The sequence below is a fragment of the Amycolatopsis sp. cmx-4-61 genome, assembly GCF_046548775.1.
GTDB lineage: Bacteria > Actinomycetota > Actinomycetes > Mycobacteriales > Pseudonocardiaceae > Amycolatopsis.
In genome coordinates this window covers 33405-58465 of sequence record NZ_JAEBEI010000026.1, presented here as the reverse complement: position 1 = coordinate 58465, position 25061 = coordinate 33405, and the positions used below count along the sequence as shown (strand labels likewise).

At 72.0% G+C, this 25061-nt stretch carries 22 protein-coding genes; 7 read left to right on the top strand and 15 right to left on the bottom strand.

What is annotated here, in order from left to right; translation table 11 throughout:
- The first annotated feature begins 16 nt into the window (after positions 1–16).
- The 5 genes from ACLJOU_RS42030 (at position 17) to ACLJOU_RS42010 (ending at position 8288) form a co-directional block, all read left to right on the top strand.
- Complete coding sequence (locus tag ACLJOU_RS42030) at positions 17–2554, top strand: caspase, EACC1-associated type (protein ID WP_410574861.1); 2538 nt, start codon at positions 17–19, stop codon at positions 2552–2554.
- 43 nt (positions 2555–2597) lie between these two features.
- Entirely contained in the window at positions 2598–3482 is an 885-nt protein-coding gene (locus tag ACLJOU_RS42025; protein WP_410574905.1) for a S8 family peptidase, read from the top strand.
- 230 nt (positions 3483–3712) lie between these two features.
- The gene (locus ACLJOU_RS42020) at positions 3713–3934 is read left to right on the top strand and encodes a hypothetical protein (protein ID WP_410574860.1); all 222 of its coding nucleotides are present in this window, start codon (positions 3713–3715) and stop codon (positions 3932–3934) included.
- Between the two features lie 113 nt (positions 3935–4047).
- On the top strand, positions 4048–7425 hold the full coding sequence (locus ACLJOU_RS42015) for a pyruvate carboxylase (protein ID WP_410574859.1): 3378 nt from the start codon (positions 4048–4050) through the stop codon (positions 7423–7425).
- Between the two features lie 74 nt (positions 7426–7499).
- Positions 7500–8288, top strand: a complete 789-nt coding sequence (locus ACLJOU_RS42010) for an arginase family protein (RefSeq protein WP_410574858.1) — start codon at positions 7500–7502, stop codon at positions 8286–8288.
- A 318-nt stretch (positions 8289–8606) separates the two neighbouring features.
- Here ACLJOU_RS42010 and ACLJOU_RS42005 read toward each other — a convergent pair whose 3' ends face one another.
- Together ACLJOU_RS42005 and ACLJOU_RS42000 are read right to left on the bottom strand one after the other, a co-directional pair.
- Entirely contained in the window at positions 8607–8969 is a 363-nt protein-coding gene (locus ACLJOU_RS42005) for a GntR family transcriptional regulator (protein ID WP_410574857.1), read from the bottom strand.
- The gene (locus tag ACLJOU_RS42000) at positions 8966–9661 is read right to left on the bottom strand and encodes a hypothetical protein (RefSeq protein ID WP_410574856.1); all 696 of its coding nucleotides are present in this window, start codon (positions 9659–9661) and stop codon (positions 8966–8968) included. Before ACLJOU_RS42000 ends, ACLJOU_RS42005 begins: the two co-directional genes overlap by 4 nt.
- A gap of 319 nt (positions 9662–9980) precedes the next feature.
- Between ACLJOU_RS42000 and ACLJOU_RS41995 the strand changes: the two genes are divergently transcribed.
- Positions 9981–11264, top strand: a complete 1284-nt coding sequence (locus tag ACLJOU_RS41995; RefSeq protein ID WP_410574855.1) for a PucR family transcriptional regulator — start codon at positions 9981–9983, stop codon at positions 11262–11264.
- On the opposite strand, the gene ACLJOU_RS41990 is transcribed toward ACLJOU_RS41995, so the two are convergent.
- From ACLJOU_RS41990 to ACLJOU_RS41980, 3 genes are all read right to left on the bottom strand, one after another.
- Positions 11261–11842, bottom strand: a complete 582-nt coding sequence (locus ACLJOU_RS41990; RefSeq protein WP_410574854.1) for a DUF6801 domain-containing protein — start codon at positions 11840–11842, stop codon at positions 11261–11263. The two genes, ACLJOU_RS41995 and ACLJOU_RS41990, sit on opposite strands and share 4 nt — an antisense overlap.
- A 218-nt stretch (positions 11843–12060) precedes the next feature.
- Positions 12061–13473, bottom strand: a complete 1413-nt coding sequence (locus ACLJOU_RS41985) for a DUF6801 domain-containing protein (RefSeq protein WP_410574853.1) — start codon at positions 13471–13473, stop codon at positions 12061–12063.
- Positions 13474–13560: 87 nt separating this feature from the next.
- The gene (locus ACLJOU_RS41980; RefSeq protein WP_410574852.1) at positions 13561–14199 is read right to left on the bottom strand and encodes a DUF6801 domain-containing protein; all 639 of its coding nucleotides are present in this window, start codon (positions 14197–14199) and stop codon (positions 13561–13563) included.
- 423 nt (positions 14200–14622) lie between these two features.
- Between ACLJOU_RS41980 and ACLJOU_RS41975 the strand changes: the two genes are divergently transcribed.
- Positions 14623–15513: an RCC1 domain-containing protein gene (locus tag ACLJOU_RS41975; protein WP_410574851.1), complete on the top strand. Its 891-nt coding sequence runs from the start codon at positions 14623–14625 to the stop codon at positions 15511–15513.
- A gap of 39 nt (positions 15514–15552) precedes the next feature.
- Here the strand turns inward: ACLJOU_RS41975 and ACLJOU_RS41970 are convergent, their stop codons facing one another.
- From ACLJOU_RS41970 to ACLJOU_RS41925, 10 genes are all read right to left on the bottom strand, one after another.
- On the bottom strand, positions 15553–16197 hold the full coding sequence (locus tag ACLJOU_RS41970) for a hypothetical protein (protein WP_410574850.1): 645 nt from the start codon (positions 16195–16197) through the stop codon (positions 15553–15555).
- A gap of 67 nt (positions 16198–16264) precedes the next feature.
- Positions 16265–17152, bottom strand: a complete 888-nt coding sequence (locus ACLJOU_RS41965) for a hypothetical protein (RefSeq protein ID WP_410574849.1) — start codon at positions 17150–17152, stop codon at positions 16265–16267.
- Complete coding sequence (locus ACLJOU_RS41960) at positions 17149–17652, bottom strand: hypothetical protein (protein WP_410574848.1); 504 nt, start codon at positions 17650–17652, stop codon at positions 17149–17151. The genes ACLJOU_RS41965 and ACLJOU_RS41960 overlap by 4 nt, the downstream gene beginning before the upstream one ends.
- Positions 17640–18848, bottom strand: coding sequence for an MCE family protein (locus tag ACLJOU_RS41955; protein WP_410574847.1), 1209 nt, complete (start codon positions 18846–18848; stop codon positions 17640–17642). The genes ACLJOU_RS41960 and ACLJOU_RS41955 overlap by 13 nt, the downstream gene beginning before the upstream one ends.
- Entirely contained in the window at positions 18848–19912 is a 1065-nt protein-coding gene (locus ACLJOU_RS41950; protein ID WP_410574904.1) for an MCE family protein, read from the bottom strand. Before ACLJOU_RS41950 ends, ACLJOU_RS41955 begins: the two co-directional genes overlap by 1 nt.
- A 5-nt stretch (positions 19913–19917) precedes the next feature.
- A complete protein-coding gene (locus ACLJOU_RS41945) occupies positions 19918–20952 on the bottom strand; it encodes an MCE family protein (RefSeq protein WP_410574846.1) in 1035 nt (344 codons plus the stop codon).
- On the bottom strand, positions 20949–21941 hold the full coding sequence (locus ACLJOU_RS41940; RefSeq protein WP_410574845.1) for an MCE family protein: 993 nt from the start codon (positions 21939–21941) through the stop codon (positions 20949–20951). Before ACLJOU_RS41940 ends, ACLJOU_RS41945 begins: the two co-directional genes overlap by 4 nt.
- Positions 21938–22942, bottom strand: coding sequence for an MCE family protein (locus ACLJOU_RS41935; protein WP_410574844.1), 1005 nt, complete (start codon positions 22940–22942; stop codon positions 21938–21940). Before ACLJOU_RS41935 ends, ACLJOU_RS41940 begins: the two co-directional genes overlap by 4 nt.
- A complete protein-coding gene (locus ACLJOU_RS41930) occupies positions 22939–24213 on the bottom strand; it encodes an MCE family protein (protein ID WP_410574843.1) in 1275 nt (424 codons plus the stop codon). The genes ACLJOU_RS41935 and ACLJOU_RS41930 overlap by 4 nt, the downstream gene beginning before the upstream one ends.
- Positions 24210–25061: an MlaE family ABC transporter permease gene (locus tag ACLJOU_RS41925; RefSeq protein WP_410574842.1), complete on the bottom strand. Its 852-nt coding sequence runs from the start codon at positions 25059–25061 to the stop codon at positions 24210–24212. The genes ACLJOU_RS41930 and ACLJOU_RS41925 overlap by 4 nt, the downstream gene beginning before the upstream one ends.

Genomic DNA, 25061 nt, shown 5'->3' with positions numbered 1-25061 from the left:
GGCGTTTCCTACCGGTATGGCCGGGCGGAGGCGGGCGCTGATCGTCGCCAACGGCGAGTACGACAACGCGGGTTTGCAGCGGCTGGGCTCGCCCGCGGCGGACGCCGACGCCCTGGCCGGCGTGCTGGCCGACCGCGCCGTCAGCGACTTCGAGGTCCGCGTCGTGCGGAACGAAACCGCGCACGTGGTCCAGGCGGAGATCGAGGACCTCTGCCTGGAGGGCAGGCCCGACGACGTCCTGCTGCTGCACTTCTCCTGCCACGGGCTGAAGGACGACGCGGGCGGCCTGTACTTCGCCGCCCGCAACACCCGTCCCGACCGGCTGCGGTCGACGGCGGTGTCCGCGCAGTTCGTGCAGCAGTGCCTCGGGCAGAGCCGGTCGCGCAGCATCGTCCTGCTGCTGGACTGCTGCTACGGCGGGGCGTTCGGGCAGGGGGTGGCGGTCCGGGCAGGGGGCGACGCGAACGTCCTCGACAGCTTCCGCGGCGGCCGCGGCCGGGCGGTCATCACGGCGTCGAACTCGATCGAGTACGCCTTCGAAGGCGCCACGCTGGCCTCGGACGAGCCGGCCCGGCCGTCGGTGTTCACCGCGGCGCTGGTGGAGGGCCTGCGCACGGGCGAGGCCGACCGCGACGAGGACGGCTGGATCGCGCTGGGGGAGCTGTACGAGTACCTGTTCGACCGCGTGCGCGAGCGCAACCCGAAGCAGACACCGAGCCGCGACATCGAGATGCAGGGCGAGCTGTACCTGGCGAAGAGCCGCCGCCGGCGCATCAGGCCCTCCCCGGTGCCCCGCGACCTGGCGGCGGCGATCGAGGCGGAGAACCCGTTCACCCGCCTGGGCGCGGTGGCGGAGCTGCGGCGCCGGTTGTCGAGCGCGAACCTGCCGGTGGCGATGGGCGCGTTCGAGGCGCTCCGGGTGATGGCCTCGACGGACATCGAGCACGTGGCGGCGGCGGCCTCGGACGCACTGTCGTCGGCCGCGCTCCGGGTGGACGTTTCCTCGGTGCAGTTGTCGGCTTCCCCGGGCGTCCGCGCTTCGGCTTCGGTGCGGCTGCTGGGGCCGCCGGTGGCGCGGGAGGTGCGGTTCGAGGCTTCGCACCCGTGGATCGCGGTGACGGAGGTCCCGGGCGGAGCGGAAGTTTCGCTCACGGCGGGGGAAGCGGGGACGCGGCGGGGGAAGGTGGTGGCGAGCGGGCCGACCGGCGACGCGGTGGTGGCGGTGGAGATCGAGGCACTGGGAGAGCCGGTCGAGGCGGAATCCGCGCCCGCTCCGGCGAGTGACCAGTGGCCCGCGACATCCGAGGCGGGTCCTGGGGGATCGGCGGTTGACCTCGGGGTCGGCCGTGCGGCGGTTTCCCCCGCGGCTTCAGGGGGGACGGAGTCGGCGGCAGACGAATCTGCGGGGGAGTCGGGACCGGCGGCGCCCACTTCAGCGGGTGGGGCGGCGGCGGGGTCGGGGCCGCCGGCCACGGTGCGCGGGCCCGTGGCCGGGTCCGAACTCGCGGGCGCAGCCGAACCGGTCCGGGGGCCGGCGGCAGGCTTCCCGCCGAAGTCGGCACCCGGGTCCGGACCTGCCGCCGTAGCGAAGCCCGCAGCCGCACCTGTCCCCGCAGGCTTTCCACCGCGCACTGCACCCGCCGCGGCGGAGTCCGAACCTTCCGCCGCGGCAAAACCCGAAGCCGGGCCGGCGGCGGTACCCGGCACCCCGGCCGCCGCCGCGCCCCCGTCGGCGGCCGGGCCGGAGCCGTCGGGTGGTTCCGTCGATCCCGTCGGCGGGTTCGCCGGGGTTCTCGCCGTCGCCGGGAGCGTCTTCGCCGTCACCGGGCTTCCGCTGAACTACCGCTACGACAGCTACACCCTCGTCGCGTACCGGCCCGGCATGGCGCCCTACGTCCTCGTCGTCGGCGCGTGCGCCCTGCTCGGCGGGATCCTCGCCCTCGCGCCGCGGACCCGTGCGCGCCTCGGGCCCGCGCTGCTGCTCGGCACCGGGCTGGCCGCCCTCTTCGGGCTGCTGCGATTCCTCGGCGAGGCGGTCACCCTCGCCGGCGGCTCCGGCACCGACCTCGGCGCCGGCTACACGTTCCAGCTGCTCGCGCACCTCGCGTGGGTGGTCGCCGCGGCGTTCGCGCTGGCCGCCCTGCGCCGGCGTCGCGCGCTGCGCTTCGGACCGGTCCGCGGCCTGCCGTCCTGGCTGGCCGTCCTGCTCGGCGTGACGACCGCGGGCGCCTGGCTCGGCCAGCTCGGCGAGCTGACGGCCTACGACTCGAGCGACGGCGGCCGCGCGGCCGCCTACTTCCTGCTCGGCGCGGGGCTCGCCGTGGCCGTGCCGCTCGTCGCCGTCGTGGTGCGGCCGCGTGCGGTCGGCTGTGCCGTGCTGGCCACCGGGACCGCCGGGCTGGTGGGCGTGCTGGCGCCGACGTTCGCCGCCGTCCTGGAGCACTCGTCGCTGACCTTGGCCGGGCAGGCGGTCGCCGTCGCGGCTCTCGTCCTGCTGGCGATCGACACCGGGGTCCTCGCCCTGCGGAATCAGCCGAACGGGCGACGGCCCTGAGTTGTCGCCCGGACACCGCAGGGGTACCACGACGATCATGAGGATGCTTCTCGCGGCCGTGGCCGTGCTCGCCGGGCAGGTCTCGAGCGGCGGGGTGCAGCCCGATCCGCCCGGCTGGGGGCTGGACCGGATCGACCAGCGGACCGGCCTCGACCACGCCTACCACTACGCGACCGACGCCTCGGGCGTCACGATCTACGTGATCGACAGCGGCGTCGACGCGAAGCACCCCGACTTCCAGGGCCGGGTCGCGCCCGGGCGGGACTTCCTGAACGGCGGCTCGGACACCACCGACACGAACGGCCACGGCACGCGTCTCGCCGGCATCGCCGCGGGCAAGGACTACGGCGTCGCGAAGGGCGCGCAGATCGTGCCGGTGCGGGTGCTCGACAAGGACGGTGGCGGCGACATCGACCGGATCATCGCGGGCATCGACTGGGTCGCGCAGAACGCCCAGCAGCCGGCGGTCGCGGTCCTCGGCATCGGCGGCGCGCCGAACGACCAGCTGGACGCGGCGGTCAAGCGGCTGGCGACGGTGGTCCCGATCGCGGTCCCGGCCGGCAGCGAGACGGCCGACGCGGGCGGGTTCTCCCCGGGCCGCGTGCCGGAGGCCCTGACCGTGGCGGCGTCCGACGCCCAGGACCACCCGGACAAGACGTCGAACTGGGGCCAGCCCGTCGACCTGTACGCCCCGGGCACGGACATCCCGACCCCGATCGCGGGCGGCACGGCGGCGGGCCCGGAATCGGGCACGTCGATGGCGGCGGCGTTCGCGGCCGGCGTGGCGGCGCTGTACCGGGCCCAGCACCCGGGCGACACGCCGGCCCAGGTGGACGAGGCCCTGGTCCGCGCGGCGACGCCGGACGTGCTGACGGGCGTCCCGGACGGCACGGCGAACCGGCTGCTCTACGCACCGCCGACGGGGTGAGGTGCTGGGTTGTCCACAATGCAGTAGGGGTGTGGACACCGTGTCCGGTATGCGGCTTTTCCGGCTTGTGTGTCGGGGAGGGCCGATAGAATGGAGACGGGGCCGGACCCCCGGAGAGGGCGGGGGTTGCTTTTTTTGGGGGGGCGGCTGCTTTTGGAGGGCGGCGGCTGCTTTGGGCGGCTGGCGGCTGGGGCCGGAGTCCGGAAAGCTGGTTCCGGAGGAGGTGCGCCATGCCCGGGTTCCCGTTCCCCGAACTCCGACGACCCTCGTTCGACCTGGCCGAGCTGGTGGGCCGGAAGGTCGAGGACGCCAGGGCACGCTGCGAGCGCGACGGCTTCCAGGTGCAGGTCTTCGACCTCGACCGGCATCCGGCGGTCACCTTGGAGCTCAACCGGAACCGCATCCGGCTCACCGCGCGCCGAGGCGTCGTCCGGGACTGCCACCAGGGCTGACCACCGAACCCCCTGGTCCGCATGATGTCCATCACCCGGGACCGAACTCCCGCAGAGCGGGAAGAACCGGGTAACGTGCGTTGACTTACCGATCCAAGAGGGAAGGACCGGGCATGTTCCGCAAGGTTCTGGTGGCCAACCGCGGGGAGATCGCGATCCGGGCGTTCCGCGCCGGCTACGAACTCGGTGCCGGCACGGTTGCCGTGTTTCCGCACGAAGACCGCAACTCGCTGCACCGCCTGAAGGCCGACGAGGCGTACGAGATCGGCGAACCCGGTCACCCCGTGCGCGCCTACCTCTCGGTCGACGAGATCGTCGCCGCCGCGAAGAAGGCGGGGGCCGATGCCGTCTACCCCGGCTACGGCTTCCTCTCCGAGAACCCCGATCTCGCGCGCGCGTGCGAAGAAGCGGGGATCACCTTCGTCGGGCCGAGCGCCGACATTCTCGAACTCACCGGTAACAAGGCGCGCGCGGTCAAGGCCGCGCGCGAGGCCGGCGTGCCGGTGCTCGGGTCGTCCGAGCCCTCCAGTGACGTCGACGCGCTGGTCGCCGCGGCCGAAGAACTCGGGTTCCCGGTCTTCGTCAAGGCCGTCGCCGGCGGTGGCGGGCGCGGGATGCGCCGCGTCGAGGACCCCGCCCTGCTGCGCGAGTCCATCGAGGCCGCCGCGCGCGAGGCCGAGTCCGCCTTCGGCGACCCGACCGTCTTCCTCGAGAAGGCCGTCGTCGAGCCGCGGCACATCGAGGTGCAGATCCTCGCCGACGGCGTCGGCAACATCATCCACCTCTACGAGCGCGACTGCTCCGTGCAGCGGCGCCACCAGAAGGTCATCGAGCTCGCCCCGGCGCCCAACCTCGACCCCGAGCTGCGCGACCGCATCTGCGCCGACGCCGTCAAGTTCGCCCGCCAGATCGGCTACCGCAACGCCGGCACCGTCGAGTTCCTGCTCGACAAGCAGGGCAAGCACGTCTTCATCGAGATGAACCCGCGCATCCAGGTCGAGCACACGGTGACCGAAGAGGTCACCGACGTCGACCTCGTGCAGTCGCAGCTGCGGATCGCGTCCGGGGAGACCCTCGACGACCTGGGCCTGAGCCAGGACAGGATCTACCTGCGCGGCGCCGCCCTGCAGTGCCGGATCACCACCGAGGACCCGGCCAACGGCTTCCGGCCGGACACCGGGATGATCTCCGCCTACCGTTCGCCGGGCGGCTCCGGCATCCGGCTCGACGGCGGCACCGCCTTCTCCGGCACCGAGATCAGCGCCCACTTCGACTCGCTGCTGGTCAAGCTGACCTGCCGCGGCCGTGACTTCGACACCGCCGTCGGCCGCGCGCGCCGCGCTGTCGCCGAGTTCCGGATCCGCGGGGTCGCCACGAACATCCCGTTCCTGCAGGCCGTCCTCGACGACCCGGACTTCCGCGCCGGGCGCGTCACGACGTCGTTCATCGAGGAGCGCCCGCAGCTGCTGACCGCCCGGCAGTCCGCCGACCGCGGCACGCGGCTGCTGACCTACCTCGCCGACCAGACGGTCAACAAGCCCCACGGCGAGCGCCCGAAGACCCCGGACGCCACCCTGAAGCTGCCGAAGCTGCCGAAGGACGCCGAGCCGGCGCCGGGCTCGAAGCAGAAGCTCGTCGAACTGGGCCCGGCCGGATTCGCGGAGTGGCTGCGGAAGTCGCCCCACATCGGCGTCACCGACACGACGTTCCGCGACGCCCACCAGTCGCTGCTCGCCACCCGCGTCCGCACGAAGGACCTGCTCGCGGTGGCGCCGGTGGTCGCGAACACGCTGCCGCAGCTGCTGTCCCTGGAGTGCTGGGGCGGCGCGACCTACGACGTCGCGCTGCGGTTCCTCGCCGAGGACCCGTGGGAGCGGCTCGCCGCGCTGCGCGAGGCCGTGCCGAACATCTGCCTGCAGATGCTGCTGCGCGGGCGCAACACCGTCGGGTACACGCCGTACCCGACCGAGGTGACCACCGCCTTCGTCCAGGAGGCGACGAAGACCGGCATCGACATCTTCCGGATCTTCGACGCGCTCAACGACGTCGAGCAGATGCGCCCGGCCATCGAAGCCGTGCGCGAAACCGGGTCCGCGGTCGCCGAGGTGGCGCTCTGCTACACCTCGGACCTGTCCGACCCGGGCGAGAAGCTCTACACGCTCGACTACTACCTCAAGCTGGCCGAGCAGATCGTCGGCGCCGGGGCGCACGTCCTGGCGATCAAGGACATGGCCGGGCTGCTGCGCGCGCCCGCGGCGACCAAGCTCGTCACCGCGCTGCGCAAGGAGTTCGACCTGCCGGTGCACATCCACACCCACGACACCGCGGGCGGCCAGCTGGCCACCTACCTCGCGGCCATCAACGCGGGCGCGGACGCCGTCGACGGTGCGGTGTCGTCGATGGCGGGCACGACGTCGCAGCCGTCGCTGTCCTCGATCGTGGCGGCCACCGACCACTCGGCCCGCACCACCGGGCTGGACCTGCGGGCGATCGGCGACCTGGAGCCGTACTGGGAGAGCGTGCGCAAGATCTACGCGCCCTTCGAGGCCGGGCTCGCGTCGCCGACCGGGCGCGTCTACGACCACGAGATCCCCGGCGGCCAGCTGTCGAACCTGCGCACGCAGGCCATCGCGCTGGGCCTGGGTGACCGGTTCGAGGACATCGAGGCGATGTACGCCGCGGCCGACAAGATCCTCGGCCACCTGGTCAAGGTGACGCCGTCGTCGAAGGTCGTCGGCGACCTCGCGCTGCACCTGGTCGGCGCGGGCGTCTCGCCGGCCGACTTCGAGGCCGAGCCGAACAAGTTCGACATCCCCGACTCGGTGATCGGCTTCCTGCGCGGCGAGCTCGGCGACCCGCCGGGCGGCTGGCCGGAGCCGTTCCGCACCAAGGCCCTCGAGGGCCGCGCGGCGGCGAAGCCGGTCGTCGAACTGTCCGAAGAGGACCGTGCCGCGCTGGCGTCGGCCCCGCGGCGGACGCTCAACCGGCTGCTGTTCCCGGCGCCCACGCGGGAGTTCGAGGCGCACCGCGAGGCCTACGGCGACACGTCCGTGCTGCCCAGCAAGGACTTCTTCTACGGGCTGCGGCCGGGGGAGGAGTACTCGGTCGACCTCGAGCCGGGCGTGCGGCTGCTCATCGAGCTGGAGGCCATCGGCGAGGCCGACGAGCGCGGCGTGCGCACGGTGATGTCGACGCTCAACGGCCAGCTGCGCCCGATCCAGATCCGCGACCGCTCGATCGCCTCGGACATCCCGGCGACCGAGAAGGCGGAGAAGGGCAACCCGAAGCAGGTCGCGGCGCCGTTCGCCGGCGTCGTCACGCTGCAGGTCGCCGAGGGCGACACGGTCGAGGCCGGGGCGACGGTCGCCACGATCGAGGCGATGAAGATGGAGGCCTCGATCACGGCGTCGGCCGGCGGCCGGGTCGGCAGGCTGGCGATCACGAACGTGCAGCAGGTCGAAGGCGGAGATCTGCTGCTGGTTCTCGAGTAAGGCGTCGTGAGCGGCAAGGCGGATTCTCCGCGTTGCCGCTCACGACCGCGGGGCGGCAGCGATACGCTCGGCGGATGCTGATCAACGCGGTACCGCAACGGCAGGGCGCGGCCGGACCGCGCGCGGCGGAGCTGCCGGACGGCTGTGTGGCGCTCGCGGAGCTGGCCGGGCACGTGCTCGGCCGGCCCGTCCACCACGTCCGGCAGACGCGTGCGGTGTCCGAAGTGGACCGGGGGATCGCCTCCCGCGCGGTGCTGACCGGCGCCAACCGGGCGGCTCAGCTGGCCGCCCTGGAGGCCCCCGGCGGGCCGGTCCTGACGATCGGCGGCGACTGCGGCGTCGAGCTGGTCCCGATCGGGGTCGCGCGGTTCCGGCACGGGCCCGGGCTGGGCGTCGCGTGGTTCGACGCCCACCCGGACCTGAACACGGCGGAATCGTCGCCGTCGGGCGCGTTCCACGGGATGGTGCTGCGCTCGCTGCTCGGCGAGGGCGACCCGGACTTCGCGGCTTCACCGGCGCTGACGCCCGGGAACGTGGCGCTGGCCGGGACCCGGGTGTTCGACCCGGAGGAGGAGGCGGCGGTTTCACGCGGCCTCGCGGTGACCTCCGTGCGCGCTCTGACTGGGGTGGAGAAGCTGTACGTCCACGTCGACCTGGACGTGCTGGACCCGGGCGAGTTCGCGGGCTTGAACCACCCGGAGCCCGGCGGCTGGACGATCGCCCGGCTGGTGGCGGAGCTCGACGCGCTGGCCCGGTTCGAGGTGGTCGGCGCGGGGATCACCGAGTGCGTGGGGACGCCGCGCGAGGTCGAGGTCCTGGAACCGGTGATCGCGGCGGTGGGGCGACTGCTCGGGAACAAGTAGGCGCCGCGCTCGGCTCGGCCGGGAGTTCCGCTTCAGTTGCGCTTGAGTTGCGTCGGGTCGGGCGCGCCGGGGAGTTGCGCTCCAGTGGCGTCTTACTTGCGCTTCAGTTGCCGCAGGGCGGGAATGCTCGGTCAGTTGCCCTTCACTTGCACAGCGCTCGGCTCGGCCGAAAGTTGCGCTTCACTTGCGCTTCAGTTGCCGGAGTGTCGGCGCGACTGGCGAGTTGCCTTTCAGTTGCCGGAGGTGGGGATGCTCGGCGAGTTGTCCTTCAGTTGCTCTTTAGTTGCGCGGAGTCCAGTTGCGCGGAGGGCGGGCGGCTCAGTGCGGCCAAGCCATGCGGATCGCGTCGAGAGTCGTCTCCAGGTCCGCGCCGAGGTCCCGGGCTTGGCCCGCGAACTCGGCCGCGGCGGCCCCCAGGAGCGCCGCGCGGTCCGGGCGGCCCGACGGGATCGTCACGACCGTGCCGCGGGCCCGGGCCGTCGCCACCCAGCCCGCCGCCTCCAGCTCGCGGTACGCCCGGGCCACCGTGCCCGACGCCAAGCCCAGGTCCCGCGCCAGCTGGCGGATCGGGGGCAGCCGGGTCCCCTCCGGCAGCGCTCCCGTCGTCGCCGCCCGGATCACCTGGGCGTGCACCTGCCGCCATGGTGGCACGCCGTTCTCGGTGTCGACGACGATCTTCACGCCGTGGCCGGCAGCCGCTTCGCCGGGGCCGTCACGGCCAGGAACGCCGCCAGGCCGGCCGCGACCGCCAGGAACGAGCCGAAGTCGCCCACCGGCCAGCCGACCGCCGTGCACGCACCGATGCCCAGGCCGACCGCCACCCGCGCACTGCGGCAGCGCAGCGCCAGGTCCGCGCGCGGGGCACCGGCCGCCGGGCGGCGGACCGCCAGCAGCGTGATCGCCGCGCTGACCACCGCCGTGCCCGCCGCGACCGCCAGCAGCTTCCCCTGCCCCGTCAGCCCGAGGTGCAGCAGCGATCCGGCGACCGCGAGGCCGCCGAGTACGAGGATCCACGCCGGGACGATCCCCAGCAGCGTCCGCGGCGCCAGCACCGCCTCCCGGCGCGGGCCGCGGGACGGGCGCTGCGCCAGCAGTTCGGCGATCAGGCCGCCCAGCAGCAGGGTCGCGAGGATCGTGCCCGCGCCGGCGTCGTCGAGCGCCGGCGGGATCGCGAGGAACAGCCACGGGTACCAGAGCCGGCGCCGCTTGAGGTAGCGGACGGCGAGCTCGATCTCGCCGTCGTCGGGCTCCTCGACGCCCCAGCGCTCCAGCAAGCGCTTTCCGTGCTTCCTCCCCGGCCACAGCACGATCAGGATCGCCAGCCCGATCAGCCCGGTGAACAGGGCGACGCCGAGCACGTTGTCCCACGGCATGCGGTTCCTCCTCTGCTTGTACCAACCACACGATACAAGATGCCGGCGTAACCGCAACGGCGGCTGCTCGTTGGGGGTTCGTTCGGGGTTCGTCCGTTCGCACGCACGTCACCGTGCAGTCGGCGGGACGCTTGTCAGCCGTTCGCAGCCCGGCGGCGAAAAATTGTCATTCCGGTGACAACAATCCGGTTTTCCTTCACGGGTGTGACACGTTTGGCGTTAGTTTTTCGATGTGCCGGTTGTCACCCCGCAACAGGCGCGGGGTGCCCGGCCGCGGGGCGTCCGCGACCGGAGCCCGAGGCCGAGCAAAGGAGCTGCGATGTCGGTGGAGCGCGGATTCGATCACGCTGCGCCGCCGCCCACCGCCGCCCTACCGCGCAAGCTGGCCGACATCCTGCGGCCGGAACTGGCCAGCCTCGCTGCCGAAATCGTCGAAGAAATCCGCGCGACCATCCCGGCGTACGCGCGCCCGCTCGACGGGCCCTACGGCAAGTCGATCCGGGCCGGCGTCGAATACGCGATCACGTTGTTCGTCGCGCAGATCGCCGACCCCACCGTGTCGAAGGAACAGTCCCACGAAGTGCACCACCGGCTGGGGCAGAACGAAATGCGCGAGGGCCGCAGCCTCGACACGCTGCAGTCGGCCTACCGCGTCGGCGCGCGGGTGTCGTGGCGGCGGATCATGCGCGTCGGACGGCGCAGCGGCCTCTCCTCCGCGGTGATGTCCCAGCTGGCCGACGCGATGCTGGCGTTCATGGACGAGCTCGCGTCGGTCGCCCTCGACGGCTACCTCGAGGCGAAGGCGCGCACCGCGGGCGCGCTGGACACGTGGCGCCGCAAGCTGCTGCACCTGATCCTGGAGACGCCGCCCGCGTCCCCGAAAGCGATTGCCGAGCTGGCCCAGCTGATCGGCTGGCCGGTGCCGTCCGACGCGACCCCGGTGGCGATCTGCCCGGCCGGCGGCGTCGCCCCGGCCCGCCGGCACGCCGGGCTGGACGCGGACGTCCTCGCCGAACTCGACACGCCGGACCCGAAACTGGTCGTCCCCGGCGAACTGAGCAGCGCCCGGCTGGCGGCGCTGCAAGTGGCCCTGCCGGACTGCCGCCTGAGCATCGGCCCGTGCGTCCCGCTGGCCTCGGTGGCGGATTCGCTGCGCTGGGCCCGCAACGCGCTCCAGCTGGCCGAACGCGGCGTCCTGGCGGCGCGCCCGGTCCTGCGCGCGGAGGAGCACCTGGCGACCCTGCTGGTGAACTCCGACACGGGCCTGGTGGGGACGCTGCGGCACCGCCTGTTCGCCCCGCTGGCGGACATGACGGGCAAGCAGCAGGAGCGGCTGCTGGAGACGCTGCGGGCGTGGCTGGACAGCCAGGGCAACGTGGTGGAGATCGCGGAACGCCTCGGCGTCCACCCGCAGACGGTCCGCTACCGCATGCGCCAGCTGCAGGCGACGTTCGGCGACAGCCTCCGCGACCCGGCGGCGCGGTTCGAGATGGAGCTGGCGCTGCGGGCGGGTGCTGCGCCGCTGCCGTTGCGGTACCCGGTGAGCGAGCTGCTGCCGTCACCGCGGTCGGGCGGTTCGCGTCCACAGTGGACTTCCAGCTAGGCCGGCCCGATCGGCAGGGCCGGCGTGAAGGCGGTGTCCTGGCCGTCCTCGGGGTGGCACACCGAGGTGACGAACGCGGGTGTGCCGTCCGGCCGGTGCAACGACAGCATCAGGACCAGCTGACCCGCGGTGAACGTGATCGAGCCGGACGTGCCCGAGTGGTGCGTCTGCTGTCCGCCGGTGAAGCCGGCCGCCACCGGGCCGGCGCCCCACGTGTCCGGCGTGATCGTCGCGGCGGCCGTGGAGGACCGGGGGGCGTTCGCCGCTTCGGCGAAGGCCGCGACCCGGCCGCCCAGCAGGCCGTCGCTGCCCCGGCTGGTGAACCAGGTGAGCGCGGCCGGGGACAGCGTGACGCTTCCCGAAACGTTCGTGGTCCGGAAGTTCACGTCGGGAGCGACCGTGTCCGGCCCGGTGAACGCGTCCGTCAGCGTGACCGTCTGCGGCGAACCGTCGGGGAACTGGCAGGCGTAGGCGATCGGGCCGGCGTGGAACGTGGTGCTCGCGCCGGCGGGGGCCGCGGCTCCCGCGAGCGCGGCCGTCGTGACGAGAGCGAGGGTGAAACCGCGGGCAGTGCGCATGACGGCCTTCCGGTTCAGGAGATCGCGATGTCCGGCTGGACGCCCGGTTCTGCGCCGGCCGTGAAGCTCAGCGGGCCGGGCGTGGGGACCGGCTGCTGCGGGAAGCCGCCCGAGCGCCCGTGAAGTCGGAAGCTTGGGGCGCGACACCCGGGTAGGTGCACGTGTACGTCAAGGCGGCCGCGGCCGCCGGTGCGATCCTCATCGCCCCCCTCGTTCGGTTACCTCGGTTTCGTGACCGCCTTCTTCGCCGCGGGGTTCTGCGAACCCGGGGCCGGCGGCTGGGAGCCCTCCGGGCACTGGGCGGGGTCGGGCGTGTCGCAGCCGACCAGGTTGAACGTGTCGACGACGGCCCGGTTGCCGCCGCCCGAGCTCATCCCCTCGAGGAGCGGGTTCAGGTCCTGGCCGTTGGTGCCGCAACCGGTGAAGCCGGGCAGCACGAACCCGTCCGGGTCGGTGGTGATGTGACCGCTGCCGAACGCTTCGTACGGCCCGCTCAGCTTGAGCTTGACCGATTCCTTCGTCATGCAGTCGGGACCGAGGTCGAGCGGGACGCCGTTGATCTCCGCGTGGCTCATCCGCGCGTACACCTCCAGCGAGGTGCGCAGGGACGGCAGCCCGGTGACGTCGTCGGTGTACAGCTGGCCGGTCACCTCGATGATCTTGGAGTTCCGGTAGTCGACCGGCAGGAACTCGACGGTCGCGGTCACGGGCACGAACCCGAAGCCGAGGAACGTCGTGCTGACCGGGCTGAACACGCTCGCCCCGGAGATGCTGGAATCGCCGGTGTCCAGGTTGATCGAGATGAACCCGTTCATCAACAGGGCCGGCGGGGAGACGACCGTCGCGCCGAGCTTCTGGATCGTCGACGTCGTCAGGATGGTGACCAGGCCCAGCGGCTGGGTGTACTCGTTGGCGGGCGGCTCGTCCTGGGCCGTCACCTCGCCGGGCGCGGCGGACTGCTGCTGCTCGGCCTTCGGTGCCGTCTTCGGCAGCACGAGGATCTTGCCCAGCGTGGCCTGCTGACCTTCGTCGAGGGTGCACGCGACCTTCGGCGGCGCGGTGGTGGGCGCGGGCGCGTCGGGCGCCGGGACGGCTTCGAGCGTCAGGGTCGGCGCGGTCACCGTGACGGTGACCGCCCCGACGGTGTTGATCGCGATGTCCGGCACGGCGCCGGTGGCGGTGAGGACGACGTCGCCGGTCTCCGGCAGCGGGGTGGGGGCCACCACCAGGGAAACGGGCACCTTGTCCGAACGGTCGTCCTGCTGCACGGTGAGGTCCAGCTGCACCGCGCCCCGCAGCGAACCGGTGGTGGCGCCGGCGGGCAGGAGCGACAGGGCGACGTCGCGGGGGAGGCCGAGCTTCGCGGAGTACGCGCCGATCGTCGCCGACGTGCCGGTCTTCGCCTGCGCGGGCAGCGTCGCCGTCGTTTCGACGGTGAGCGCGCGCGGGCCGAGCGGGTCGGCGAACGGGCAGTGGACCGAAACCGACGCGCTCGCCTGCGTGTCCGGCGGGACCGCGGGGCCGGGTGCGGCCGAACCGACCCCGGTCAAGGCGCCGTTCGCCGCGGACAGCAGGCCGGCGGCCGCCAGCGCGGTCACCGTGACGGAGCGGGGCCGGACTCGACGTGGCATCGGTTTCCCTGGTGTTCTTGGTGCGGAAGGACGGGCGAACCCGGTGCGGGCCCCCTCTCACGAGGCGGCCCGCACCGGGGACCGGCGTCAGTTGACGGTGATGCTCGGGCTGAACGCGGCGTTCTGCGGCGGGTTGGTGACCTTGAGGGTGCAGCTCATCGACCAGGCGGTCCAGGTGTTGGTGGCCTTCTTGTGGAACTCGAGGGCCGCCGTGACCGTCGTGCCCATCGACAGCGTGTCGGTGCCGGACGCCGCCGGCGCGGTGTAGGTCGGCACGCTCGACGTCGCGACCTGCGCGATGTTCACCGTGATGGCGCCGCCGGCCGGGTAGATGGTCTCCGGGATGTTCAGCCCGGTGGCCGCCGGCTGCGACAGCGTGCCCGACGCCGCCGTCACCGGCACGGAGGCGGTGCCGCGGATGCCGTCGTAGCCGACCGCGGTGAGCAGCGCGTGCACACCGGCGCTGATCGTCGCCGAGCCGCCCACGTTGGCCGGGGTGAGGGTGCCGCCGGCCGCGACGCTGTCCTCCGCGTCCAGGTGCGCGGTGACGAGGACGGGCTGCGGCGTGATGCCGGGGAAGGTGCAGGTGTAGGTCAGGGGGGTGGTTCCGCCGGCGGTGTAGGTGACCGTGGCGGCGGCCGCGGTGCCCGCGGTCAGCACCGCGATGGCGCCGATGGCGGTAGCGGTGGTCGCGATTCCGGCGGACAGCCTGCTGAGTCGGGACATACCCATCTCCTTTGATTCAGTACAGTCTCGGCTTTGGCTGATCGATTGCTCGCCGTCGTTGCTCTGTCGATCACGTTCGCCCGCCCCCATTGCCCCGAGCGGCGGGACGTGAATTCACCGACGTGCGAGGTGGAGGTCCATCTGCCGGGAATGAGGCTACTCGCGAGTTCATTACGGAACAAGACTTTGTGGCATCGTCAGTCCACCGCGCCGGAGTGGTCCGGTTTTCTTGTGCGCACGCGCGCAGGCCCGGCCGTGGTTTCATCGGATTTTGACAAAGAAGCATCGCGTGTCCGAACGGTGCCGGGAACGGTCTACCATTCACGATCTTGCCGAAGCAATCGCGCAGAACGAAACGCGAGAAAGGAGGCTACCGTGCCTCTTACTTCACGTTGTGAACGGGTATCGCTCAGGACGGCCGTATTGACGGTCTCGGCGGCGACGGCCCTGTCGCTCGGCGCCGTGCCGGCGTCGGCGGACACCGTCGGCGGGGTGATCGCCTGGGGAAAGCAGGATTACAGCATCACGGTCCCGCCGCCGAACGTCCTTTCGGGCGTCTCCGCCGTGTCGGCGGGCAGCACGACCGTGCTGGCGCTGCAGAGCGGCACGGTCTTCGCCTGGGGCGCGAACAACTGGGGCGCCAACGTGGTGCCCGCCGACGCGAAGTCCGGCGTCGACCGGATCGCCTCCGGCTGGGGCCACGAACTGGCCCTCAAGAACGGGAAGGTCATCGCCTGGGGCAACAACTGGTACGGCCAGACCACCCTGCCGGCCTCGGTGAGCAGCGGCGTCATCGCGATCTCGACGTCGAACATGCACAGCCTGGCGCTGAAGCAGGGCGGGCAGGTGGTGAGCTGGGGGACGCGGACCGACGTGCCGGCGTTCGCGCAGTCCGGCGTCACCGCGATTTCCGCCGGCGGCGACCACAACCTGGTCCTCAAGAACGGCGGTGTGCTGGCGTGGGGCAACAACGGCTACGGGCAGACGACGGTTCCGGACGGGCTTTCTTCGGGCGTCACGGCGATTTCCGCCGGGTTCAGCCACAGCCTGGCGCTCAAGGACGGCCGCGTCTACGCGTGGGGCCGGGACAACTACCACCAGATCGACGTCCCGGAGGCGGCCCTGTCCGACGTCGCCGGCATCGACGCCGGGTTCAACCACAACCTGGCCTTCAAGACCAACGGTGACATCGTCGCCTGGGGCTCGGACTTCGTCACCGAGTCGGAGCCGGTGACGTGCGGGCCGGTGTTCGCCGTCTCCGCCGGGGACAACGACAGCTTCGTGCTGAAGGAAGACGTCAGCGCGCCCTGCTGAGGGCGGGGGTGGCGGGCGGAGCGCCCGCCACCCGTCGCGTCAGCTCTGCGGAGCGGTCAGATCCAGCGAAATCGTGTTGCCCGGCCCGGAAACCAGGGCGCCGAGCGCGAGGTCGGCGATGAAGCAGTTGCTGAACTCCGGGATCGTGTACGTGGCGCCGATGGTGATGGTCGGCGAGGTGATGTCGATGTTCGGCGCGACCAGGTTCAGGTCGACCGGGGTCTTCGTCCGGCAGGCACTGGGCACGGTCGGCAGCGGGATCACCGGCACGATCAGCCCGACCCAGATGTCGGAGATCTCCATGTTCGCCTTGGCGTGCGTGGTCAGCGTGCCGTCGGCGATGGTGCCGGTGGCCGGCCCGAGCGGGATCACCTTGACCTTGGCCTTGATCCGGAACAGGCCGGAGACCAGGGAGATGTCGGCCTGCGACGGCGGCAGCGACAGGTCCGCCTTGAGGCCGACCGAGCCGGTCTGGTCGTCGATGATGAGGTTGCCCTGGAGGGTGCCGGGGCCGAGCTTCATGGTGCTGCCGGTCTTCTTGACCGTGGTGGTGCCGGTGACGCTGTAGGACACGGGGATTTCGATGACGTCGGCCGAAGCCGGCGTCACGGCCACCCCGCCGAGCACGACGGCGGCCGCCGACGTGAGCACGGCCAGTCTCTTGAGCTGCGTTGCCACGGACATGGTTGTCCTCCTTGTGCGTTTTCCCGTCCGTTTCCGGGTGCTCCCGGAAACGGTGAAGTACGCTGTTTCAGCGTGGTTCGAGCCCGGTGATGACCCAGCCGCCGTTGGTGCGTTCCGCGGTCACGGAAAGCTGCGCGGCGGCGGTGTCGGTTGCATTGTTGTCGGCCCGGACGGCTGATTGATCGAGAAAGACGAGTAACCGCGCGTGACCATTGTCGAGTTCTTGGACGGCGATGGCCGAAACGCGCGAAGTGAGCACGAGTTTCTGTTCCGGCGCCTTGCGCCTGACTTCGGCGAAGAGCTTGTCGTAGGAATCCTTGGCGGGCCCGCGCAGCACGGCGGCGGCGGCCTTTTCGGTGACGTCGGTCCGGTCGTAGGAATAGGAGAAGATCCGGTTGACGGCGAGGGTGACGGCGGAGGTGACATCGGCGGTGGCCCCGACATCGGTGAGGGCCCGGTTCGCGGCGGCGGGGTTGTCCGCGGCGGAGCGGGCTTCGAAGGTGAACCAGACCCCGGCGCCGGTGAGGACGAGGGTGGCGGCGAGGAGGAGCGCGGGGAGACGGCGCCAGGCGGGACGGGCTTCGGCGGGCTCGGCTTCGGCTGGGTCGGTTTCGGTTGCTTCGTTCGCGGCGGCGGTCGGCTTGCTCCCGGTGGCGTCGCCGGATTCCGCGGCCGGTTCGGTGGCGGTCGCGGGGAAGTGCTCGGTGGTCGCACCGCCCTCGGCGGCGCCGCCGCCGAGGGCCGCCGGCTCGCTCGCGGCGGGCGTGGCGAGAGCGGAGGCGGGGCCCTCGTTCTCGCTCGCGGCTACGGACTCGGCGGAGCTCGGGTCGGTGGTCGGCTCGCTCGCGGTTGTTTCCGCGGCGCCCGAGTTCCCCGCGGCGCGGTGTGGCGCGGCCTCGGCCGGATCGGCGAAGGGCTTGCCCTCCGCGGCCGCCGTCGTCCTCGGGCGGCTCATCGGGCACCCACCGGCAGCTGGTCCAGCGCGCTCAGCTTCCAGCCGTCCGGGGTCCGGCTCAGCGCCGCCGCGAAGCGGTTGCGCTTCACCGCCGGGGCCGTTCCCGCCTTGGCCATGGTGATCTCCACCGAGGCCAGCATCTTCGCCGTGCCCGAGTGGTCGTCCAGCTCGCTCAGCGCCGCGTCCACCACGCGGCCCGTCGCCACCGTCGCGTTCGCCGCCAGGGTCCTCTTCGTCGTCTCGTCCGTGCGGGCCAGCTGGTCGTGCAGCGGGCCCGTCGAGGCCGCCAGCCACCTGCCCAGTCCGCCGTCGACGTCGTGGTAGTCCAGCGTGTTCAGCTGGGCCACCAGCGTGCGGCCGGTGGCCAGTGCCTCGTCGCGGGCCGTCCCGTACGTCGCCGTGGCCGCGTGGGCCGCCGCGTACCAGGAATAGCCCGACCAGCCCGCGAACACGGCCGCCGCCGCGGTCAGTGCCGCCAACCCGACCTTCACCGCAGCCACAGCATCTCCTCCAGGCTCGTCGCCGTCGCCTGCGTGCCGAGCGCGAGCGGGCTCGTCACCCCGCCCGGCAGCGCCGGGGCCGGGACCGGCGGGTGCGGCGCGTTCTGCGTGCCGCGCACCGAACTCGGGTTCCCGTACGGCAGCGTGCACGCCGCGTCCGTTCGGAACGGCAACGGCGTCAGGTCCCGGCTCGACCGGTGCGGTGTCCCCTCGTAGCCCTGCAGGCACGGCGGCGGGTCGTCGAAGTTCAGCACCAGCCCCATCCGCAGCGCGTCGCCCGAGTCGTTCAGCGCCGAACCCACCGCCGCCACCGCCTTCGGGGTGTCGACCAGGAACTGCTGCTCCGCCGCGGTGCGGGTGGCGAACACGCGGGACGTCGTCAGCAGGTTGGCCAGCAGGATCGGCAGGCCCGGATCGTTCTCCTTGAGCAGCCCGCTCAGCTCGGACGCCGCCGGCGGTGCGCTCGCGATCACGCGCCGCAGGTCGCCGTCGGAGTTCGCCAGCTGCTGGGCGAAGACGCGCGCGTTGCTGCTGAACGACCGCCACTCCGCCGACGAACCGAGCTGGGTGCGCAGCACCGTCGCGCCGTCGTCGATCAGCTTCGACGTCTGCGGCAGGTGGCTGCTCGCCTCCTGGGTGAACGTCGTCGCCGAGTCCATCAGCGCCTGCAGGTCCGGGCCCGAGCCGCGCAGGGCGTCGTCGAGCTCGTTGACCACCGTGCGCAGGTCCTGGGTCGGCACCGACGCGGTGAACGAGTCCAGGTCCGTCAGCAGGTTGTTCACCGGCAGCGGCAGGGTCGTCGACTCGCGCCGGATCACCGAGCCGCCGTCGAGGTAGGGCCCGTCGGCCGTGCGCGGCTGCAGGTCGACGTACTGCTCGCCGACCGCCGAACGGTTCGCCACCACGGCCCGCGAGTCGGCCGGGATCGGCGGGGCCGAGTCGTCGATCAGGAGGTCGGCCTCCATGCCGGTGACGGTCAGCCGCAGCGGCCCGACCCGGCCGACGGCGACGCCTCGGTAGGTCACCTCGCCGTTGGTGAACAGGCCACCGCCCTCGGCGAGCTCGAGTTTCACCGTGTAGCTGCCGGAGCCGAACAGCCGGCCCAGCCCGGCGTAGTTCGCGCCGACGAACGCCGTCGTGGCCAGCGCGATCACGACGAACAGCACGACCTGGACGCGTACCCTGGTGCTCAGCATCAGCTGCCTCCGGAGACCCGGGTCCCGCTGCTCGGCAGCGGGAGCGTCGGCAGGCCGGGCGGGACACCCTGGCCGGGTGGGGGCAGCGGCACCCCGGGGGCCGGGATCATCGAGACGTAGGCGTTGACGTAGTCGCCCTTCACCGCGCCGAGCACCGAGTCCGGGAAGGGGAACGTCGGCAGCATCTGCAGCGACTGCGGCAGGTTCTGCCCGGCCGCGGCCAGCTGCCCGAGGATCGGGGCGAGCGCGCGCAGGTCGGCGACCAGGTCGGCGCGGCTGCGGTCGACGACGTCGGTGGCGACCGTGCCGAGCCGGTCCAGCGCCTGCAGCATGGACACGAGCTGCGTGCGCTGGTCGGTGAGCGTCTGCAGCCCCGGGGTCAGGTCGGTCAGCGCGCCGGAGACCTGTTCGTGGCGGTTCGCGAGCGTGGCCGACAGCCGGTTGAGCCCGTCGAGCGCTTCGGTGATGTCCGAGCGGTGGGCGTCCAGGCCGGTCACCAGGGTGTCCACTCCGGACAGGAACGACCGGATCTGCTCTTCGTTGCCGTCCATCACCTTCGACAGTTCGCGGTTGATCGTCTGCAGCTGCCCGATCCCGCCGCCGTTGAGCAGCAGGGACAGGGCACCGAAGATCTCTTCGAACTCGGGGTTGCGGTTGGTGCGGTCCAGGGTGATCGTGGCGCCGTTCGCCAGCCGCCCGGCGTTCTTGACTTCACCGTCCGGGGCGGCCAGTTCCACGAACTTCTCGCCGAGCAGGCTGGACTGCCGCAGCCGCGCGACCGCGTTCGCGGGCAGCACGACGTCCCCGTTGACCTCCAGGACCGTTTCGGCCGTCCAGCCGTCGCCGCCCAGCCGGACTTCCCGCACCCGCCCGACCGGGACGTCGCCGACCTTCACCGCGGCCTGCGGCACGAGGTCGAGCACGTCGGCGAACTGCACGGTCACCGAGTACGGGTGGTCGCCGACGTCGGCGCCGCCCGGCAGGGGCAGGTCGTAGACGCCCTTGAACTCCCCGGCCGAGCACCCCGCGAGCGTCAGGCACCCGACGGCCACGGCCGCGACGATCCGCTTCACCGCCGCCCCCCGTTCGTGTAGACGTCGCCGGTGACCGGCAACGGCAGCGGCTGGAGGTAGTAGTCGAAGTTGCCGCGGCCCCGCAGCTGCCCGGTGGCCGGGTCGACCGCGTTCAGCACGTTGGTCACCGCGAGCGGGACGGAGTCGAGCGTGCCCGCCAGCGACTCGCGCTGCTCGACCAGCGTCCGGGTCGTGGTCACGAGGTTGTCCACGTTGGCTTTCAGCGCACCGCGGTTGTCCCGGATGAACCCCTGGACGTCGGCGAGCGCGCGGCCCAGGCCGTCGAGGGCCCTGGCCAGGTCGCCGCTGTTGGCGGCCAGGGTGCCGGAGATCTGCGCCAGCTGCCGGTTCACGTTGCTCACCTGGCTGTCGTTGGTGGCCAGCATGGTGGTGAACTGCTGCAACTGGTCGACCGTGCCGAACAGGTCGCTCGAGTTGCCGGCCAGTGTCCGGGCCAGTTGCGCGAAGTTGCGGACACTGTCGTTGAACGCGCGGCCGTTGCCCTGCAGGTTCTGCGCGCCGGTCTTCAACAGGTCCGACAGTGCGCCCTGGGAGTTGGCGCCGTTCGGGCCGAGCGCCTTCGAGATCGTGTCGAGGCTGGCGTAGAGCTGGTCGAGTTCCACCGGGGTGGCCGTCCGCTGGATGGGGATCGTCGCGCCGTCCGGCAGCCGCGGCCCGCCGCGGGCGGGCTTGGCGAACTGCAGGTAGCGGTCGGCGACGACGCTGGGGGCGATCACCAGGAGCGTGGTGTCCTCGGCGACGCCGACCGAGCCGTCGACGCTCATGTCCACCTGCACCTGCTCGCCGCGCGGGGTGACCTTGTCGACCTGGCCGATCCGGACGCCGAGCACGCGGACGTCCGAACCGGGGTAGACGCCGACCGCGCGCGTGAAGTACGCCGTGACGTGGTGCTGGCCGGAGCCGGAGAACACCCACCACAACGCTGCGCAGACGACGAGGGCCAGCAGCAGCGCGGCGGCGACGAAACGGCTCACCAGGACGCCGGTGCGGGTTGTGGTCAACGCGCTCACTTCGCCCCTCCCGGGTTCTTCGGCGGGGTGCAGGGGTCGTGGTTCTCGGGCAGCAGCCCGCAGAGGTAGGCGTCGATCCAGCGGCCGTTGCCGGTCGTGTTGGTGAGCACCCGGAAGTACGGGCCGGCCAGCTGCAGGCCCCTGGTGAGGTTGTCGTTCTGGCGCTTGAGCAGGTCGGTGACCTGGTTCAGCGACGCCAACGCCGGCTTGAGCGCGTCGGAGTTGTCGTGCACCAGGCCGCTGAGCTGGCCGGCCAGCCGCGCCGAGCCGTCGAGCAGGTCCCGGATCGCGTCGCGGCGGCTGTTGAGCTCGGTGAGCAGCAGGTTGCCGTCGGAGATGAGCTTTTCGAAGTCGTCGTTCGAGTTCGCCAGCGTCGTGGTCAGCTTCCGCGCGTTGGCCAGCAGCTCGGCGATCTGGCTGTCGCGGCCGGAGATCGTCTTGGACAGCCGGGACAGCCCGTCGAGGGCGCTGCGGACGTGCTCGGGGGAGTTGCGGAAAGTGTCGGACAACGTGGTGAAACTGTCCGCGAGCTGCTTGGTGTCGATCGCGCCGACGGTGTCGGCCAGGCCGGTGAAGGCGTCGGTGACGTCGTAGGGCGTGACCGTCCGGGTCCGCGGGATCGCCCGGTCCGGGTCCTGGGCGCCGTCGCCGGTGGGGTCCAGCGCGAGGAACTTGCGGCCCAGCAGGGTCTTGATCTTGATCTGGGCGGACGTGCGGTCGCCGACCCAGGCGTTCTTGACGCGGAAGGAGACCAGGACGTGGTCGTCGGCCAGCTCCACCCGGCGGACCTCGCCGACCTTGATGCCGGCGATCCGGACCTCGTCGTCGGGCTGCAGGCCGGCGGCCTCGGAGAACTCGGCCTCGTACGTGGTGCCGCCGCCGACGATCGGGAGGTTGTCGTAGTTGAACGTGACGGTCAGCAGCGCGGCCAGCGCGACGCTGCCGACCACGCCGAGGACGATCGGGTTGCGCTCCTTGAATGACTTCACGATTCGCACCTCGGCGTGGGGACGAACACGCCGCGCGGGGGCGTGGTTTCGAGCGTGGCGCGGCAGAGGAAGAAGTTCATCCACGAGCCGTAGGAAGCGGTGCGGGCGATCTCGTTGAACTTCACCGGCAGGTTGGTCAGGAAACCGTCCACATCGGACTGGTTCTGGGCCAGCGTCCCGGCGACGTCTCGCAGGCCGGCGATGCTGTCCTTCAGCGGCGGCCGGGCCTGCTCGAACAGCCCGGCGGTGGACTCGGTCAGCGCGCCGATCCCGCTGATGGCGTCGCCGATCGCGGCGCGGTCGCCGGCCAGCCCGGACACCAGCTGCCGCAGCGTGGAGACGAGGTTCGCCAGCGCGTCACCCTTGCCGTTGACGGTCTTGAGCACGTCGTTGAGGTTGCCGATCACTTCCCCGATCACCCGGTCGCGCCCGGCGAGGGTGGTCGTCAGCGAGCCGGTGTGCTGCAGCAGGCTCTCGACGGTGCCGCCTTCGCCCTGCAGCACCTGGACGATCTCGCCGGAGAGCTCGTTGACGTCGTTCGGCGACAGCGCCTGGAACAGCGGCTTGAAGCCGTTGAAGAGGTCGGTGAGGTCCAGCGCGGGCGTCGTGCGGTCCAGCGGGATTTCGGCGCCTTCGGGCAGCTGCTCCCGGGTGGCGGTGGTCCCGCGTTCGAGGGCGACGTACCGCTGCCCGACCATGTTGCGGTACTTGATGATCGCGCGGACGTCGGCGGGCAGGCGGCGGCCCTGGTCCAGGGAGAACCCGACCACCGCCCGGTTGCGGTCGCCGATGTCCAGGGATTCCACCTGGCCGACGCGGACCCCGGAGATGCGCACGTCGTCGCCCACGTTGAGCGAAGTGGCGTCCAGGAACTTGGCCGTGTAGCGCTTGGTCGCCCCGACACCGGAGTTGGTGATGGAGACGGCGAGCAACGCCGTGGCGAGCGCGGTGACGGCGATGAAGATCAGGCTCTTGATCAGCGGGGCGGCGATGTTCCTCACTTGAGCGTCACCTCCGTGCCGCGGTAGAGCGGACCGACGAGCACGCTGCTCCAGGCCGGGACCGACCCCGTCGGCACCCCGATCGACGGGGCGACCAGCGTGGCCAGCAGTTGCTCCTCCTGCGGCGAGTTCGCGACGCCGAGGTCGCCCCGGCCGCCGGTCAGCAGCGGGTGCCCGGTGGTGCCCGGGACCGCGGCCGCGGTGCCGGTCGTCGGGGCGACGCCGGAGGGGTAGCAGCGCGGCTCGCCGCTGTCGGTGAAGCGCGGGTCGTCCCGGCCCGGCAGGTACTTGCCGCTGTCGGCGGTCACCGCGACCACGGCGTGCATGCCCGGTTCGTCCGTGCCCGCGCCGAGCACCTTGTCCATGGATTTCCTCAGAGCGTTGAGCGAGCCGATCGTGCAGGCGAAGCTGGGGGAGTACTTCGCCGCGATCTCCAGCGGCGCGCGGCTGTCGGCGGCCAGCGAGATGAGGTTGTCCCGGTTGGCGGCCAGGAAGGCGGAAACGTCCTGGGACGACGACGTCACCTGCTGGTACACCCCGGCCAGGTCGGCCTGCTTCTCCTTGACCGTGTTCAGCGTGACGGCGGAGTCGGTGAGGGCGTCCAGCAGGTCGGGCGCGATGTCGCCGTAGAGCCGGGAAACCGAGGCCAGGTCGCGGACGTCCGAGGTCAGCCGGGGCAGGTCGGGGTTGAAGTTCTTCAGGTAGGCCGACGCGGTGTCGATCGTCTTCCCGAGCTGCTCGCCGCGTCCCTCCAGGGCCGTCGAAACCGCGGTCAGGGTCGTCGCGAGCTTCTGCGGCTGGACGGCCTGCAGCACCGGCAGCAGGTTGCCGAACACCCGTTCCAGCTCGACCGCGTTCGCCGAGCGGTCCTGCTCGATGACGTCGCCGGCGACCAGGTGCGGGGCCCGCTCGCCGTCCGGGATGGACAGCTGGACGTACCGCTCGCCGAACAGCGTTTTCGGCACGAGCAGCGCGGAGACGTTGCGGGGCAGCATGTCCACCTTGCCGGGTTCGAGAGCAAGCGCTATCTCGGCACCCTGCGGGGTCGCCCGGACCTCGCGGATCTCCCCGACGAGCACCCCGCGGGCCTTGACCTGCCCGCCCGGCGAAAGCTGGTTGCCGATGCGGCTCGCCTTGAGCGTCACCGGGACCGTGGTGACGAAGTCCTTGTCGTACACCTTGATCGAGAGCGTCACCAGGACGCCCATCACCACGAGGAACAGCACGCCCGCGGTGCGGATCCCGGCCTTGCGGCGGGTGTCGCGTCTCATCCGGCCACCTGCACGGTCGTCGTCGCGCCCCAGATCGCCAGGGACAGGAAGAAGTCGAGCACGCTGATCGCGACGATCGCGGTGCGCACCGCGCGGCCCACCGCGACGCCGACGCCGGCCGGGCCGCCGCTTGCGCGGAAGCCGTAGTAGCAGTGGGCCAGCACCACCACGACGCTGAACACCAGCACCTTCCCGAACGACCACAGGACGTCGCCGGGCGGCAGGAACAGCAGGAAGTAGTGGTCGTAGGTGCCGGCGGACTGGCCGAAGAACAGCACGGTCACTTCCCGCGAGGCGAGGTAGCTCGACAGCAGCCCGATCGCGTAGAGCGGGATGACGGCGAGGAACCCGGCGATCACCCGGGTCGTCACCAGGTAGGGGACGCTCGGGATGCCCATCACCTCGAGGGCGTCGATCTCCTCGGAAATCCGCATCGCGCCCAGCTGCGCGGTGAAGCCGCAGCCGACCGTGGCGCTCAGGGCGAGGCCGCTGACCAGCGGCGCGATCTCGCGCGTGTTGAAGTAGGCGGAGACGAACCCGGCGAACGCCGACGTCCCGACCTGGTTCAGCGCGGAGTAGCCCTGGAGGCCGACGACCGTGCCGGTGGCGACGGTCATCCCGACCATCACGCCGATCGTGCCGCCGATGACGGCCAGCGCGCCGCTGCCGAAGCTGACTTCGGCCAGCAGGCGGACGACTTCGCGCAGGTAGCGGCGCAGGGCCCGCGGGGTCCAGGCGATCGCGCGGAGGAAGAAGAGGATCTGGTCGCCGAGCGTGTCGAGGAAACCGAACCGGCGGTCGACGGCCTCGCGGACCCGCGCGGCCCTGGGGAGTTCCGTGGTCGTCAC

Bases quoted from the DNA above. Each gene is read 5' to 3' on its own strand.
- ACLJOU_RS42025 (WP_410574905.1), top strand. From the start codon at position 2,598: ATGCTTCTCGCGGCCGTGGCCGTGCTCGCCGGGCAGGTCTCGAGCGGC.
- ACLJOU_RS42000 (WP_410574856.1), bottom strand. From the start codon at position 9,661: ATGCCGTGGGACAACGTGCTCGGCGTCGCCCTGTTCACCGGGCTGATC.
- ACLJOU_RS41970 (WP_410574850.1), bottom strand. From the start codon at position 16,197: ATGTCCGTGGCAACGCAGCTCAAGAGACTGGCCGTGCTCACGTCGGCG.
- ACLJOU_RS41995 (WP_410574855.1), top strand. From the start codon at position 9,981: ATGTCGGTGGAGCGCGGATTCGATCACGCTGCGCCGCCGCCCACCGCC.
- ACLJOU_RS41955 (WP_410574847.1), bottom strand. From the start codon at position 18,848: ATGCTGAGCACCAGGGTACGCGTCCAGGTCGTGCTGTTCGTCGTGATC.
- ACLJOU_RS41990 (WP_410574854.1), bottom strand. From the start codon at position 11,842: ATGCGCACTGCCCGCGGTTTCACCCTCGCTCTCGTCACGACGGCCGCG.
- ACLJOU_RS41980 (WP_410574852.1), bottom strand. From the start codon at position 14,199: ATGTCCCGACTCAGCAGGCTGTCCGCCGGAATCGCGACCACCGCTACC.
- ACLJOU_RS42015 (WP_410574859.1), top strand. From the start codon at position 4,048: ATGTTCCGCAAGGTTCTGGTGGCCAACCGCGGGGAGATCGCGATCCGG.
- ACLJOU_RS42030 (WP_410574861.1), top strand. From the start codon at position 17: ATGGCCGGGCGGAGGCGGGCGCTGATCGTCGCCAACGGCGAGTACGAC.
- ACLJOU_RS42020 (WP_410574860.1), top strand. From the start codon at position 3,713: ATGCCCGGGTTCCCGTTCCCCGAACTCCGACGACCCTCGTTCGACCTG.
- ACLJOU_RS41985 (WP_410574853.1), bottom strand. From the start codon at position 13,473: ATGCCACGTCGAGTCCGGCCCCGCTCCGTCACGGTGACCGCGCTGGCG.
- ACLJOU_RS41965 (WP_410574849.1), bottom strand. From the start codon at position 17,152: ATGAGCCGCCCGAGGACGACGGCGGCCGCGGAGGGCAAGCCCTTCGCC.
- ACLJOU_RS41930 (WP_410574843.1), bottom strand. From the start codon at position 24,213: ATGAGACGCGACACCCGCCGCAAGGCCGGGATCCGCACCGCGGGCGTG.
- ACLJOU_RS42010 (WP_410574858.1), top strand. From the start codon at position 7,500: ATGCTGATCAACGCGGTACCGCAACGGCAGGGCGCGGCCGGACCGCGC.